This window comes from Paenibacillus sp. HJGM_3, assembly GCF_045062745.1.
Classification (GTDB): domain Bacteria; phylum Bacillota; class Bacilli; order Paenibacillales; family NBRC-103111; genus Paenibacillus_AA.
Genome location: NZ_JBJGED010000003.1, coordinates 377124 through 392265 on the forward strand (window position 1 = coordinate 377124; position 15142 = coordinate 392265).

Sequence of the window (15142 nt, forward strand, 5' to 3'; positions counted from 1 at the left end):
TGCTATATTGCAATCAATCTTCTATGACTGTTATGATAATTTTCGGAAAGTCTCAGCTATAACCAAAATAATAACAGAAAGTCTCAAATGATTTTGTAAAAAGTCTCATTCGTAGCTCTAGAATTCGTCCGATTCATTAAATTTTAGTCGTATTTCTTGAAAATTATCACCGGCGCGATGCCGATCTCGGCCTTCGACGAATTCGTCTCCAAGTGGCAAAAGGCGGGTGGCGAAGCCGCGCTTAAGGCGCTCACCGACGCTTATAACGCGATATAATCGGCCCTTCATGGATCCCTCCCCGCTGGTGGTTGCGGGGAAGGATTTGCCGAAACGCCAGATTCGGTTTAAAAGGCTGCCTATTGGCGGTCTTCTTTTTTGTGCTTTCGGCATGTCTTTCCGAGTGATTCCTAGCCGTGCGGTATGCTGCGGATGGCAGGGCGTATAAAGTATACTGGATATGTCAACGTATTCGCTTGAAAAGATGGTGAATCATGGTTAAGAAAAATGCCATATTGCTCGGAATGATTGGCGTGTTTGTCATCGTTACGATCGTGAATGTGTTTCAATGGCTTACTCCTCCGGCGCATGCCATGAGGGCGAGCAGCGGCTTGCTCGACGCGACGCAATGGGATTTCTCGGAGCAGGGAGTCCTCTTGCTGCGCGGGCAGTGGGAGTTTTATGAAGGGAAATTGCTAGGGCCGGAAGATTTTCGGACTGGCGGCGAAATCGGAGGCCGTTTCGTTCAAGTACCCGGAGGCTGGAAGAACAACCTGGCTTCACAAGACAAAAACGGTTATGGAGCCGGAACGTACCGGCTGCTCATCCGGACGAACGAAGCGGCATTGTACAGTATTCGGGCGAAGAAAATTCGAATGTCCAGCCGTATCTTCATGAATGGCATCGAATTGGGAGGCAACGGCCGTCCTTCCTTATCGGCGGAAGGCTTCGTGCCCAGCAACGCGCCTTTTTTCGGCACGGTCCAAGCCGACTCGGGAACCGTAGAAATTATTATTCAGGTCGCCAGCTTTAACTACTTGGAAGGCGGTTTGGTTCAACCGCCGGAATTTGGACTCGCAGATGACGTGATGAAGCGGCGCGAGGATTCGAAGCTCGCCGATATGATTCAAATTACGATTCTTCTTGCATTCGGATTATATTATGCAGGCATGTTCAGGCAATGGCGCCGGGAGCCGCATCTAATGCATTTTTGCTTGTTCTGTCTGTCTCTAGGACTGTTCTTCAGCATTGACAATGAAATCTTGGCGCTTGATTTTGTCCCCGGTTTAACGTTTCCATGGATTCAAAAAATGCTATTCTTTTTGCCGGTCCTATCCATTTTCTTCTTCACGCATTATGTGTATCGGTACCTGTTGGAGAAGGAGCACGCGTTTGTATTTGTTTGGCTTCGCAGATTGATTTATGTCTACCTGACGATCCTTCTGCTGGTTCCCAATCGTTATTTGGTCCACTTCTTCGTGGCCGGGATTGCGGTTGAAGCGGCCGCCTTTGGGGTTATGTTCTATGCCGTCTTCCGAAGCCGAAGCCGAAGCCGCGGCGACCATAGCAGTCATTACATAACGCTGGGAATTTTCTTTTTGCTCGTCAGTTGGCTCTATGCTCAATTGCGCTATCAGCTTGCGCTCGACAACCCCTATCATATGATCGTAACGCCGGCGCTGCTTGTCTTGTCGCAAGCGCTGCTCATGTCCGATCAACTTCAGCTTAGCTTTAGGAGAAGCCAACAGCTCTCCGAACGATTGCTGCAATACGACCGCCAGAAAGACGAATTTCTGGTCAAAACCTCGCACGAGCTGCGAACGCCGTTGCACGGAATCGTAAATTTATCGCAGGCGCTGCTGGATAACCGGACTCGACCGCTTCAAGCGGAGCATCGCGAGAATATTCGGATGCTGCATCTGCTGGGCAGACGGCTTTCGGGTCTCGTTCACGATATTCTCGACTTAAACCGGATTCGCCACGGACAACTAAGGATCCATACGACATCCGTCAACCTGGGCATGTCCGTCCGGTTCGTGATGGAGACGCTATCCATCTCGCCGGTCAACAAGGAGGTGCAGCTGGTCAATGCACTGCCGACGAAGATTCCGCTCCTCCTCGCCGATGAGAACCGGCTGAAGCAAATATTGTACAACCTGCTGGAAAATGGACTGAAATATACCGAAAAAGGGACGGTGAGCATTACCGCTGCACGGAGGGGCGACGAGCTTGCCATCTCGGTCGCGGATACGGGGAGAGGTATTCCCGCGCATAAGCTTGCCGGCTTATTCCAGCCGTTCGTTCAGCTAGAGGAAGACGGGGAGGCCGTGGAGGGACTTGGTCTCGGACTGAGCATTGCGAAGCAGCTTGTGGAGCTGCAAGGGGGGCGGTTGGAGGTTGAATCCAAAGTCCGAATGGGTTCGCGGTTTACTTTTACGCTGCCGATTGATCTGGCGTCAGAGGAGGCGGCTGCTTCCACAGTTGCCGAGGAGACGATGTCCTTCCCGATGACAGGACCGATGCAGGACCATCAGGAGGGCGGCTTTCACCTTCTTATCGTAGACGACGAGCCGTCCAACCTGAAAATATTGATCGATGAGGTCTCTTCCATGCGTTATGGCTATACGGCGGTCGGAAGCGGAGAGGAAGCGATTGAAGCATTGCGCCGCAATAAGATAAAACCGGACCTGCTGCTGCTCGATCTGATGATGCCGGGTGTCTCCGGCCTTGACGTATGCCGGGAGATTCGACTGCTGCAAGGACTTGCGGAGCTGCCGGTCCTGATGATGACCGCCTCCGGACAGACGGGCGATATCGTGGCCTCGTTTGCTGCCGGCGCGAACGATATTGTGCAGAAGCCGTTTGAGTTGGCCGAATTGAGGGCGAGGGTACAGTCGCTGCTCGCGATGAAGAGCTCATCCGAACGTGCGGTGCGCCGGGAGATGGATTTCCTGCAGGCGCAGATTACGCCGCATTTCCTGTACAACAGCATGAATGCTCTCGTAGGGCTCAGTTATAAAGATGTGGACAAGCTGCGGGAGACGATTCATCATCTCACGACCTACTTGCGGGCTAAATTTACGTTCGTCTTCTCTGGAGAACTCGTTCCGTTCGAACGCGAGATGGAATTGGTCACGGCCTATTTGGCGATCGAACAGCTGCGTTTCGGCAGCAGGCTGGCAGTCCGAATGGAGATTGAAGCGGGTTTCCAGTGCATGCTGCCGCCGCTGACGCTTCAGCCCATCGTAGAAAATGCGGTGCGGCACGGCATCGGGCCGATCCCGTCCGGAGGCACGCTGCGGATTGCCGCATGCAGGCGCGAAAGCGGAGCGGAAATAACCGTGGAAGACAATGGTGTCGGCATCGGCGAGGAATTGCTGCGTGTGCTGAAAGAAGGGGGAGCCGCCGGGGTTGGAATCGGCAATGTCCACCGTCGCCTTCAAATCGTTTGCGGCGGCGGATTGGACATTCGCAGCAGCGCCGGCCATGGCACGCAGATCAGGCTGCAAATACCGGAGGCGAAATAAAGCGATGATAAAAGCGATCTTGATTGACGACGAGGAAATCGCCCTCGACGTGATGGAAATTGTGCTGCAGGAAGTCGGCGGGGTCACGGTACTCGGCAAGTTCCGCCTGGTGTCCGAGGCGATCGCGCAGTCGGAAGGGATGCAGCCGGATCTGATCTTCCTCGATATCGAGATGCCGGAGACGAACGGGCTTGCGGCTTCGGCCGCCCTTCTCGCGATTTTTCCGGACGCGGATATCGTGTATGTGACCGCTCACCACCAATATGCGGTGGATGCTTTCGATACGAAGGCGATCGGTTATTTGCTCAAACCCGTAGTTAAACACCGGCTCATCAAAACATTGGAGAAGCATACAGAGCTCCGTGAGAAAGCCGCGCTGCGGGCTGGAAGCTTGATCTCTAGCCGGGATAGCGTGAAATCCCCCGAGTGCTCCAGACGAACGTTGTCTCTAAAGCTTCTCGAGAGCATGGAGCTGTACGATGCCGATGGTCGTTTGATCACCTGGAGGACGAAGAAGTCGAAAGAACTGTTCGGTTATTTGTGGCACCATGGCGGTACTCCCGTGTATAGGTATCGCATCCTCGAGCACCTGTGGCCGGAACTCGATTCCGAACGTGCGCAAGCGCTTTTCCATACGACGATGTACTATGTGCGGAATACATTGAAGCTGGCGGGCTGTCCGGACATGATCGGTTTCGGGGACGAACGCTATTGGATGCGGACGGACGAGGTCGCATGCGATGTGACGCGGCTGGAAGAGTTGATCGGAAGAGGGCGGCCGACGAGCGATGTGGAGGAACTGCTGTCGCTTTATCGCGGCGATTATTTCGAGACGGAAAACTACAGTTGGGCGAATAGCAGAAAATACGAGCTGCGTGCGGCCGTCATTCGTTTTCTGGAGTCAGGGGCGGAGCATGAGCTTGACGCTTTGCTGAAGGAACGTCTGCTGCGCAGGTTGCTTGAACTGCATCCTTACCAGGAGAAATATTATGACCATCTGGCGCTGCATTTGACGTTCCTAGGAGACGCTGCGGCCGCAGAGGAAGTCAATCGCCTAAAAGTAATGACATTTCGGACCGACTTGGGACTGAATTTCGATGAGAATGAATCTTGAACGATCGAAATGTTTGGAAAGTGTTTAGTGGTCGATTGTTACTCTACCCCCATGCAACCTATGATTCCAGTGCAGAAAGGGAGAGTTTCATTGAAAGTGCGATCGATGTTCCGCCTGTTGTTCAGATTAAAACTTCAACTATTGCTGGCTTTTGTCTTGGCCGTTCCGCCAATCGCGATGGCCGGCACGGCGAGCGCGGAGACGAATTCGACGGCTACGTTTGCCGGCGAGCTGCTGGCAAGCTGCGAGTACAAAAGTGACGTGGATACCATGAGCACAACCTCGTCTTGCCCGGATACGATATCAATCGGCACCGATGCGGGCTACTCGTACATCAGCGTACTCAAATTCGGGTTGAGCGGCTTTGCCGGGACGGTGCTTGAGGCCGATCTGGAGCTGTTCGTAAACGAACATTACGCCAATGCCGAAGGCAGCCCCGAGTTGACGGTTTATCAGCATATCGGGAGCTGGACAAAACCCGCATTGAATTCTGAAGCCCCGGCTGTTCGGCCTATTTACGGCAATTTGCAATCGCGAACTTTTGCCCTGTCGGGTCAAGAAGGCCAATGGAAGAAATTCAATATTGCGCCGCTGGTGCGCGACAGTATCGCCAAAGGAGAGGACGAACTGGTCCTCGTACTGGAGGGCTCTTGGGCGGAGGCTCCGGACAAGCGCTTATTCCGCTTTCTAACATCAGGGTCCTCCGCTCCCAAGCTTAATATTGCCTACACGGCATCGCCCGTTCAACTGCCCATTCCTCATACGCGGATTGCAGCTGGGGACGGATTTACGCTTTCGCTTCAGGATGATGGAACGGTCAAAGCCTATGGCTGGATCAACGGACACAAGATTCAAGTGCCGGACAGCCTGACCGGCGTGCAAGCGGTTTACGCGTCCAACGTCTGCGGCTATGCGATTAAGGCCAATGGTTCCGTTGCGGCCTTGGGCGAAGGATGCACGGTTCCCGCAGAAGTTCCTGCAACCGGCGTTGTCGGGCTCGTACTCGACGGGTACGCCTCTGCCGCCTTGAAGAGCGACGGGACGACTATAAACTGGGGGAGCTATGCATTCCCGGAGGAATGGAGAAGCATCCATGCTCCGTTCAAGTCCATCGCTGGCGGGAACAGCCATGCTTCGGCGCTGACGTGGGATCATGATGTCGTCAGTTGGGGCGCCGGTTCGATGGGGCAGACGAGTGTGCCTGTGGATCTGCCGGAAACGACGGCCATTGCGTCGGGAATCAATCACACGCTGGCGCTGCTGTCGGACGGGACGGTTAGATGGTGGGGGCCCTATTACCTTGAGAGGATTCCGGAACATTTGTCGGACGTCGTGGCGATCGATGCGAATGACAACTATTCCGTGGCGCTTAAACGAGACGGACATCTCGTCGTATGGGGAGACGGCGGACAATTGCAACCGCCGCCCGGGCTTGACGGCGTCGTAGCCATCGCAGCGGGAAGGTCTCACCTGATCGCGCTGAAGTCGGACGGCACCCTGGTCGGCTGGGGGAACAATCGACACGGCGAGACGGTTACCCCGGCGCCCGCCTTCGGAGGATTGTCATGGTCGCCCGTCAGCGAGAACGGCAAGACGACGGCGAGAATCGCGGAAGGGTATCTGCAGGACGAGCGCTACGGCGAGTTGACACTGAAATACCGGATCGGCGATGCGGGCAGCATCAGGCAGCCCTATGTCGGCGAGAATCCGTCCGATCTCGGCTACGACACGGAGCTGCAGCCGGATGAAGCTCTGGCCGTTTCTCCGGGACAACACATTTACGTCGTAGCGGAGTATGAGCAGGACGGCGACAAGAAAATAGCCTATTGGTCGGATGTGACCGTATCACCCGCTTATACGGGCCCCTTGAGCTGGAATCATTATTCCGCTCCGAGGAACACCAGTATCGTCCCGGCTCCAGGGACTTACACTTATAATCTGTATGCGTTGGATATTGACGACCATGATGCCGTCTATACGGTAGGGCAACGAAGTACTACAGGTTTAAGCACTATAACCGGTGTGGTAGAGAAAATATCCGACAACGGCCAGAAGGTCGAAGACATTACCTACAACTCCGGTCTGACCAATCCGCGGGGGATAGCGGTAGACAAAGACGGCAACATCTATGTCACCGATAATAGCTCCCTCAGCAGCTCAAATAATGTTGTCAAAATCATGATGCTGCCTCATGGAACGGAATCATGGGTACCTATAACATACGGACAAACATTCAGATTTGCGCTAGGGATTGCAGCGGATAACCAAGGCAATGTGTTTTTCGGTGAATACAGTGGGGTTAACAACCCAACTCCACCTAGCGGGAATATTTTTATGCTGCCTAACGGCGGGAATACATGGCTTAATATTAATGGAGGTACGTCGTTTTATATTCCGTGGGACCTTGCGGCCGACAGTAAAGGGAATGTATTCGTAAGCGATTCTTCGCCTGTGAACGGCATCTCGATCATTCAAAAGCGTCCTCCCGGTCCTCCCATTCCCGCTCAAGGAAACAGCTGGACGAATGTCGCGCCTGCAGCAGGGCAAGGCAATTCATTTAGTGCTAACGGCATCAGCGTCGATAAATTCGATAATCTATATGCAATGGGCGGCGGTATAAAAAAACTGAAGTACAATGGCGGCCAGACCGATTGGACCTCGATTGCGACTATATCCAATTCTATAACAAGCATCGGACTTGATGCAGCCGCAGACAGCTCCGGTTACCTATACCTTACCAATCTCGGTTACGGCAATGTTTCCAAGCTGATGGCTTCCGTTATTTATAACGCCAATGGCGGGGGCGGAACCGTACCGGTTGACCCTGTCGGGTACAAGCCGTATGGATCGGCCATCGTTGCAGGCGCAGGCAGTCTAGTGAAACCGGGCTATCTGTTTGAAGGTTGGGCCACCACCTCCAATGCAACTGTTCCTGAATATGTATCTGGCGATTCGATCACTTTGACGCAAAGCGTGACCCTATATGCCGTATGGTCTCCGGCGTTAACGATTACGTACAACGGTAACGGCAATACGGGCGGAAGCGTTCCTATTGATCCTGGACATAAGTCGGGTGTAACGGCTGTCGTGTACGGCAACACAGGTAATTTGGTGAAAACGGGGCATGTATTTGACGGCTGGAAGACCACTTCTGGTACGGTTACGGGGATCACGTACGCTCCGGGCGATACGCTCACTATGACACAAAACATAACGCTGTATGCCAATTGGACGCCGGTGTCGACCATCTCCTACAACGGCAACGGCAATACGGGCGGAACCGTCCCGGTTGATAGCGGATCCTACAGACAAGGCGAAACCGCAACGGTTTACGGCAATACGGGCAACCTCGTGAAAACCTATCACACCTTCGGTGGATGGACCACAGGGACTGGCGTCACAGAAGCTACTTATGCCCCTGGCGACACATTCACGATTACGGACCCTGTTATTTTTTATGCGAAGTGGATTGAAAGCTCTGCATTTACCGTTACCTACCAGGCTGGAACCGGTGGAAACCTGAACGGCTCGGTCGGCTCGGTCACCGAATCGGTTTACAGCGGAGGGTTCCCGGTTTCAGTGCCGACAGCCACTCCTGAGTTAGGAAATACGTTCCTGGGCTGGAGCCAAGATGGAGGAGCGACACTCCTGACAAGCGACCAGCTGGCCGCTACGGTTGTAACAGGAGATATTACGTATACGGCTTATTTTATGCTTCCTGTAACCTTATCCAACCTAATACTGGACAGTGCAGGCTATACATTGGAGCCGGGTTCTACCCATCAAACCGTAACGACTGCCGTCTATTCCGACAACAGCACGTTTACGCTTTCCTCGGGCGTTACGTATTCCTCGAGTAGTGCGGCTGTTGCTTCGGTGAACAGCTCCGGACTGGTGACTGCCCTCAGCGACGGACAGACGGTCATTACCGCCGTATATGGAGGTAAGCAGGCTCAAGCGATTGTAACGGTCCATACGCCCGAATCCTCCGGTGGTGGCGGCGGCTCCACGCCAGCTAAACCTGGCGTGGAAATCATCGTCGACGGCGTGAGACAGGATCAACTGGCGACCGCTGAGCGAAAAACGGTGAACGGACAGTCCGTTACAACGGTTACACTGGATAGCAAGAAAGTAACGGAGAAGCTGGAGAAGGAAAACAACAAGCTGATTACCATTCCCGTAAGCGGCGACAGCGATGTTGCGGTCGGGCAGTTGAACGCAAGCTTGGTTAAATCGATGCAATCGAAGGATGCGCAAATCCAGATCGTAACCGACAAAGCGGTTTACACGCTGCCGGCATCGCAAATCAATATCGACAGCATTTCCACACAGGTTGGAGCAGGCGTGAAGCTTGAGGACATTACGATCCGAATCCAAATCTCCGAAACGCCTAAAGACAAGGCGGCCCAAGTAGAGGGCGCGGCTAAGCAAAATCAGTACACGCTTGTCGGAGCACCCGTTGACTTCGAGGTTACGGCTTCCTACGGCACCCAGACGGTTTTGGCGAACCAATTTAACAGCTATGTAGAACGGAAGATTGTTCTTCCTGACGGAACCGATGCAAGGGATTTGACTACAGGTGTAGTATTGACGGAGAACCGTACGCTAAGCCATGTGCCGACCATGGTCGTGAAAGAGAACGGCAAAACCTACGCCATTATCAATAGCTTGACCAACAGCACCTATTCCGTCGTTTACAGCCCTCGCGAAATGGATGACGTAAAGCGGCATTGGGCGCAAGCCGATGTCAACGACATGAGCTCCCGCCTTATCGTAAATGGCGTGACGGCAACGGAATTCCGCCCTGACGCCTCGATTACGAGAGCGGAGTTCGCGGCAATCGTCACACGAGGTCTTGGCATTCAAGAAGCTGAGTATGCCGATTCCTTCAGTGATGTTACTATCAACAGCTGGTATGCGAGAACGGTACAAGCCGCGATCCATTACAAGCTGATAGACGGTTACGAGGACGGTACATTCCGTCCGGATCAGAACATCAGCCGACAAGAAGCAACGGCTGTGTTGGCACGCGCTGCAAAGATTGCCAAGCTGAATTCGGAACTGCCGGCTTCAGAGGTTACTCTCGTCTTGTCAGCCTTTAAGGACGGCAGCGAGGTAGCGAGCTGGGCACGGACGAATGTCGCCGCTGCGATCAGCCTTAACCTTATGAACGGACGAGGCGAAAAGCTGGAAGTTGACGCTAATCTGACTCGTGCCGAAACGGCTGCTCTTGTACGCCGCTTGCTGCAAGCTGCAAAACTGATTAATCCATAAGACTTTCCCGATAAGGGCTGTCCCTGGCAAACTGCCATTTGGGGCGGCTCTTTTTACACCATTAGATTTCCGAAAACAGCGGGTCCCTGCGGTCAACAATAAACTGAAGTGCTTGTTGGAGTCGATCTTTCTGAAATCCGAACGTTTTTTCCATCATCACCATCCAATCTTGTTTACGGAAATACTCGTGCACTTCTGTACCCTATAGGCGGTGTCCGATTTGAATAAGGTCGCAACGATTCTGCGCATAAACGGGTTATCCTAATGGGTAATATCCGGTTCGAAGGCTTATCCGAACAATCCCCACTTCTTCGCTGCGGCGGGAGAACCGGGGCTGTTCCTCCAGGACCAGCGGCTCGAATAACAGCGCCCCGTAGCCTGACACGGGAACATTTTATTCTCTAAAGTCTTCGGCTAAAATCAAAAAACGCGCCTGAACCATGGTGGTTTGCGCGTTTTGTCGGGACGAATACGGAGTCAGGACGGAATGTTCATAGCGGTCTGAATATTTTTCAGATCGAGCTGAATTTGCTCCGGAATATGGTAGGGATGGTATAGGCCCCGCTGCATCATGTAGTTTGTTATCTTTTCATGGGAGTCTATAGCTTCGTCGAGCTGTTTCATCAAAATTTGCTTGATTTCGGGGGTGGCACATTCGGTTACGGCCATGGCGTAGTTTCTGACTCCGCTCTTGGCGTTCATCAAAAAATCCATTGCGATCACATCGTCGGTCAGCATATGAAGCCCTGTCAAGTGTTCTATTAGGGTGTTCATGTTTCTATCTCCTTTAGGTTAGGGTCACTTTAGACAGCACTCCACCGAGCTCCTGAAGCTGCTGCTGTGATAATTGCACGTCTTGCTGCAAAATTTGTATGAGCTCCGGGTCGGTTACCAGAGCTTGCATGGTTTTGGATTTGGTCATGCAAACGGTCTTGAACGCAGCCATTTCATGAACCTCCAGCATCTCATGCAAGGCGTAATTGGAATTCATTTGGATTGTCCCCCCATTTATTTATCCATATTCAAGGTTTTAAGACGACTTTGATGCAATCGTCCGTTTTTGTATCGAACACTTCATAGCCGCGCTTGGCCTCGCTGAGCGGAATGACGTGCGTAACAATGTCTCCAGGGTCCACTTTCCCCGACGTAACCAACTCGTACATATACGGCATATAATGAATGACCGGAGCTTGTCCGGAACGGATATTCACGTTGCGCTGCATGATGTCGCCGAGCGGGAATCCGTTATAGCGTCCGCCGTATACCCCAGTGACTTGGATGGTCCCGCCTTTGCGGACAGCCTGAGACGCAATGATAAATGCGCTCATGGTGCCGCCTTGCAGTTTCAAACCGCTGGCTAGAAATTCGAGATCGCTCATCTTGCCGTCCATTCCTACCGCATCAATCACGACATCGGCGCCGCCTTTGGTCATTTCCTTGAGATTGTTGCCGATATTCTTATCCTGTTCGAAGTTTACGATTTCCACATTGTTCGTTCGCTTCGCATGCTGTAAGCGGTAATCGACATAGTCAACGGCGATGACCCGCTTTGCTCCCTTCAGCCAGCAGAATTTCTGGGCCAGAAGTCCGACCGGACCGCAGCCGAGCACGATGACCGTATCTCCATTTTTTACGCCGGCGTTATCTACGCTCCAGAATGCCGTCGTCATTGCATCGGCGATTAAGCTTAGCTTTTCGTCCGGTTGTTCGCAGTTTTCGGGAATCTTGAAGTGGGTAAAATTTGCGAACGGGACTCGTAAATACTCGGCTTGCCCGCCAGGGTACCCGCCGGTCGTTCCGGAGTAGCCGAAATATGCCCCCATATCCCCGTGTTCGTTTGACTTGTCACATTGGCTTTCCAGCTGATTTTTGCAAAAAAAGCATTCTCCGCACGCGATGTTGAACGGGATGATCACCCGGTCGCCTTTCTTTACCTTTGTCACGCCGGGGCCTACTTCTTCTACGATCCCCATCGGTTCATGCCCGATGACATAATTCTCCTGAAGGTTAGGAATCATCCCGTGAATGAGGTGAAGGTCAGAACCACAAATGGCGGTACTGGTGATCTTTACGATCATATCGTCCGGTTTCTCAATCTTCGGATCCGGTACCTCTTTGACCGCGACATTTTTAATCCCTTGATACGTTACCGCCTTCATGCATTATGTCCTCCAATATGTTCATCTGGGGTCCGATCAAACATCCCTTTACGCGACGTATCATCCGGGAACAAATTCATCTGCCCGATCATCACCGTATTTTTCGCCGAAAGCTGGTCGAGTTGGTACTGTTCGTTCAGCTCGTAAGGATGGAACCATTTTTTGCGAATCATGAGCTCCGTGATTTCTTGGTGCATAGCAATCCCCTGCTTAAGATGATTGCGCAGCAGAGCTCTTACATCCGGAGAAGCCGTTTCCGTCAGGGCGATGGACAAATTTCGCACACCCTCCTTGGCACGAAGAAGGAAGTCCATTGCAAAAGTCATATCTGCCATTTCCGGCATATTTAATGAATTAATCGGGTCTAGATAATCAGTATTCATTTGCGTTCCCCTTTAATGTGTTATAGGTGTGGGGCTATTCGGAACAGACGCTTGGAAAGGAGCTCTTGCGTAGATTGCTTGCAGCTCGGCGATCTGTTGCGTGGATTGAATGACGTCCTTCTGCATTAACGCTTTTAGCTCTTGGTCAAAGACCAAGCCTTGCATAAGTTTTGACTTAGCCAGGCAGAGCGTTTTAAAGTTTAACGCTTCATGCAGTTCCATTGATTCATGCGGCGCTAGCGTTGGCGTATTCATTGAGAAATTATTCCCTCCTTTTTCATCAACGTTAGATTCTCCGACTCATCGGATCTTATACTAAAAATGATTGCCGGAAATATGGGGTCCGGATATTCCCATGCAGTCGTAAGAATATAAACAAAATCTCAACCGCATACTTATTTCTGTTTAATATTTCTGTTAAAGTTATTGATCTTTGCTCAAGGAAGGAGGACTCACCTTGCCCAATGAAAACAAAATTGATCTAGCCACCGAAAATGCAAGAAAACCGGCGGAAGGTACACTTAACTCGAGCGGCAATACGCTCGAGCAGCATGCATCTAACGCGGTTTCTGAGGCGCAAACGGCTTTAAATCAGGCAATAAGCTCGATAAGTGAATCTAATGCGGCAACAAATTCACAAGCTTTGGAGACGGCCCGGCAGCAATTGACCCAAGCTGAGGAATTTTTAGATCAAGCGCAAACTTCAGCAAACGCATTACGTCTGCCGGACCAACAATAAAACGGTAGCTTTGGTAGTGGCGAGATTCTCTTTCTTTTTTCGCCGTATACAAGTGGAATCAAGCTCATCAATGTCGAGGTATGGTCGTCTGTCTATTGCGTATGATGTTTAAGTGGATATAAGCAGACTACGGAAATTGCCCCCATTTCAATGAGACATTTTTGCACTTCGGCGAACGCGCCTGAGCACAGCGAATCATGACAAGCGAAAGGGAGGCCCTTAAGGGGACTCCCTCTTTCTTCTGCTTCCTATTATTACGGGTTGGTCATTAAAATGCCGACGTTCTTCAGCACCACGCGCGGCGGCAGCAGGAGCGCGGCCAGCGCAAGCTGGGGCGACGTCTTCGGGGCATAGCCCGACATTTAGGAACGTGTCGTACTGGCTGCGTTCTTTTGTGTTGCCGTTTCCACTCGTGTCATGGTTCCGAAGTAGATCACGCAGAACGCTCGAGTCATCAGGAATGTGAGAAAAATCGTGTCCCACGACCAAAACCAGTTCCAACGAACACACCGAATCAGATCGGTATATTGTACGAGCAGCACCTCAACTATCGTCAGTACAGCGGGGTTCCCGTAAAAATATTTTATTATGCAGGCACTTGAACAACAAACAGTCATATAAATAGGTGATAGCAGTTCGAACCTGTTAAGGAGGATTTTATACAAGTGATGTTACCGAGTGAAAAGTATTTCGGTAAGTTTGAGGCGGTTTTTTTGTTTTACGGAGCCATGCCTACAGGCGTTACTGTTTCTGAAACCGGGCGTATTTTCATTTGCTTTCCGAAATGGGGAGACGACGTTAAATTTACGGTGGCTGAAATCATTCACGATACATTACAGCCGTATCCTAGTTTAGACGCTAATGTGGTAAGTCCATCGAATATCACAACGTCCTTCATTAGTGTCCAAAGTGTCGTTGCTGATGGAAATGGTACGCTTTGGGTACTGGATACAGGAGCTCCTAATTTCTCTGAACCCATCAAAGGGGGGGCGAAGTTAGTCGCTGTAGATTTATATTCAAATACCATAAGAAGTGTATATACATTTACGGAAGATGTTGTCCTGCCAACCACTTATCTGAATGATGTCCGATTTGATTTTCGTGTTGGTAAAGCAGGTTATGCTTATATAACGGATTCGTCTTCCCGAGGACCAGGAGCCATTATTGTCGTTGATTTAGAAACCGGTTATGCCTGGAGACGGTTAAACGGGGCAAATTCAACTTCGCCCGATCTCTTTCTCTTACCGAAAGTTGAAGGTAAAATCCTGATGAATCGAAACAAAGACGGATCTACTTCACCCTTTAGATTGGCATCCGATGGTATAGCGATTTCCCCGGACGGCAAGATGTTGTATTTTTGTCCTCTCTCCAGTCGTCATCTGTACTCGATTTCAACGGAAGCCCTAAGAGACCGAACGATACCGGATATGAATTTACAGGATCACGTGAAGTATTGGGGAGAAAAAGGTGCTTCAGATGGAATGATCACCGATGCAAAAGGAAACGTTTACGCTGGAGACTATGAAAACAATAGTATTCGAAAGATATTGCCGAATGGAATAATGGAAACCATCGCACATGATCCGAGAATTTTATGGCCGGATACTTTTTCTATTGGTCCAGATCAATACTTATATTTCATCGTGAACCAATTACATCGGCAGGCAAGATTTCATTATGGAAATGACCTGCGGCAGAAGCCTTATAGTTTACTCCGTATGAAAATAGACGAACCACCTGCTCCTACCTTTTAGTAAAAATTTCGCTTTACAAAGTTGACTCTATTTGCATAGAAAATGTATTTTATGACTTTTTCAGATATCGGGGAACGTTAGTGCGGAGCTGCCCAAGGACAGCTCCTTTTGAGTTTCATTGAACCTTCCTGTTAGGGCTAAGAAATAGCCTTTGCCAAAAAAGGAGCGCCTCGGTATGATGGGTTTGTCCACGGG

10 protein-coding genes are annotated in these 15142 nt (G+C 51.2%); 5 read left to right on the forward strand and 5 right to left on the reverse strand.

What is annotated here, in order from left to right; all coding sequences use genetic code 11:
- Window positions 1-491: 491 nt before the first annotated feature.
- The 3 genes from ACI5FR_RS05645 (at window position 492) to ACI5FR_RS05655 (ending at window position 9912) form a co-directional block, all read left to right on the forward strand.
- On the forward strand, window positions 492-3524 hold the full coding sequence (locus tag ACI5FR_RS05645; RefSeq protein WP_405451458.1) for an ATP-binding protein: 3033 nt from the start codon (window positions 492-494) through the stop codon (window positions 3522-3524).
- Window positions 3525-3528: 4 nt separating this feature from the next.
- Window positions 3529-4638: a response regulator gene (locus ACI5FR_RS05650; protein WP_405451460.1), complete on the forward strand. Its 1110-nt coding sequence runs from the start codon at window positions 3529-3531 to the stop codon at window positions 4636-4638.
- 96 nt (window positions 4639-4734) lie between these two features.
- The gene (locus ACI5FR_RS05655; RefSeq protein WP_405451510.1) at window positions 4735-9912 is read left to right on the forward strand and encodes an S-layer homology domain-containing protein; all 5178 of its coding nucleotides are present in this window, start codon (window positions 4735-4737) and stop codon (window positions 9910-9912) included.
- Window positions 9913-10389: 477 nt separating this feature from the next.
- Here ACI5FR_RS05655 and ACI5FR_RS05660 read toward each other — a convergent pair whose 3' ends face one another.
- Genes ACI5FR_RS05660 through ACI5FR_RS05680 form a run of 5 tightly spaced genes read right to left on the reverse strand, consistent with a single transcriptional unit; the run spans window position 10390 to window position 12709 of the window.
- Window positions 10390-10686, reverse strand: coding sequence for a spore coat protein (locus tag ACI5FR_RS05660; protein WP_405451463.1), 297 nt, complete (start codon window positions 10684-10686; stop codon window positions 10390-10392).
- Window positions 10687-10699: 13 nt separating this feature from the next.
- Entirely contained in the window at window positions 10700-10903 is a 204-nt protein-coding gene (locus ACI5FR_RS05665; RefSeq protein ID WP_405451465.1) for a hypothetical protein, read from the reverse strand.
- Window positions 10904-10934: 31 nt separating this feature from the next.
- Entirely contained in the window at window positions 10935-12071 is a 1137-nt protein-coding gene (locus ACI5FR_RS05670; protein WP_405451468.1) for a zinc-dependent alcohol dehydrogenase, read from the reverse strand.
- Window positions 12068-12454, reverse strand: coding sequence for a spore coat protein (locus ACI5FR_RS05675; RefSeq protein ID WP_028552140.1), 387 nt, complete (start codon window positions 12452-12454; stop codon window positions 12068-12070). The genes ACI5FR_RS05670 and ACI5FR_RS05675 overlap by 4 nt, the downstream gene beginning before the upstream one ends.
- A gap of 12 nt (window positions 12455-12466) precedes the next feature.
- On the reverse strand, window positions 12467-12709 hold the full coding sequence (locus ACI5FR_RS05680; protein ID WP_405451472.1) for a spore gernimation protein GerQ: 243 nt from the start codon (window positions 12707-12709) through the stop codon (window positions 12467-12469).
- A gap of 202 nt (window positions 12710-12911) precedes the next feature.
- On the opposite strand from ACI5FR_RS05680, the gene ACI5FR_RS05685 reads away from it, so the two are divergent.
- Together ACI5FR_RS05685 and ACI5FR_RS05690 are read left to right on the forward strand one after the other, a co-directional pair.
- Window positions 12912-13193 carry a hypothetical protein gene (locus tag ACI5FR_RS05685; protein ID WP_405451474.1) on the forward strand — a complete coding sequence of 94 codons (282 nt, stop codon included), beginning with the start codon at window positions 12912-12914 and terminating at the stop codon, window positions 13191-13193.
- Between the two features lie 668 nt (window positions 13194-13861).
- Window positions 13862-14947, forward strand: a complete 1086-nt coding sequence (locus tag ACI5FR_RS05690) for an L-dopachrome tautomerase-related protein (protein ID WP_405451513.1) — start codon at window positions 13862-13864, stop codon at window positions 14945-14947.
- Window positions 14948-15142: the final 195 nt, after the last annotated feature.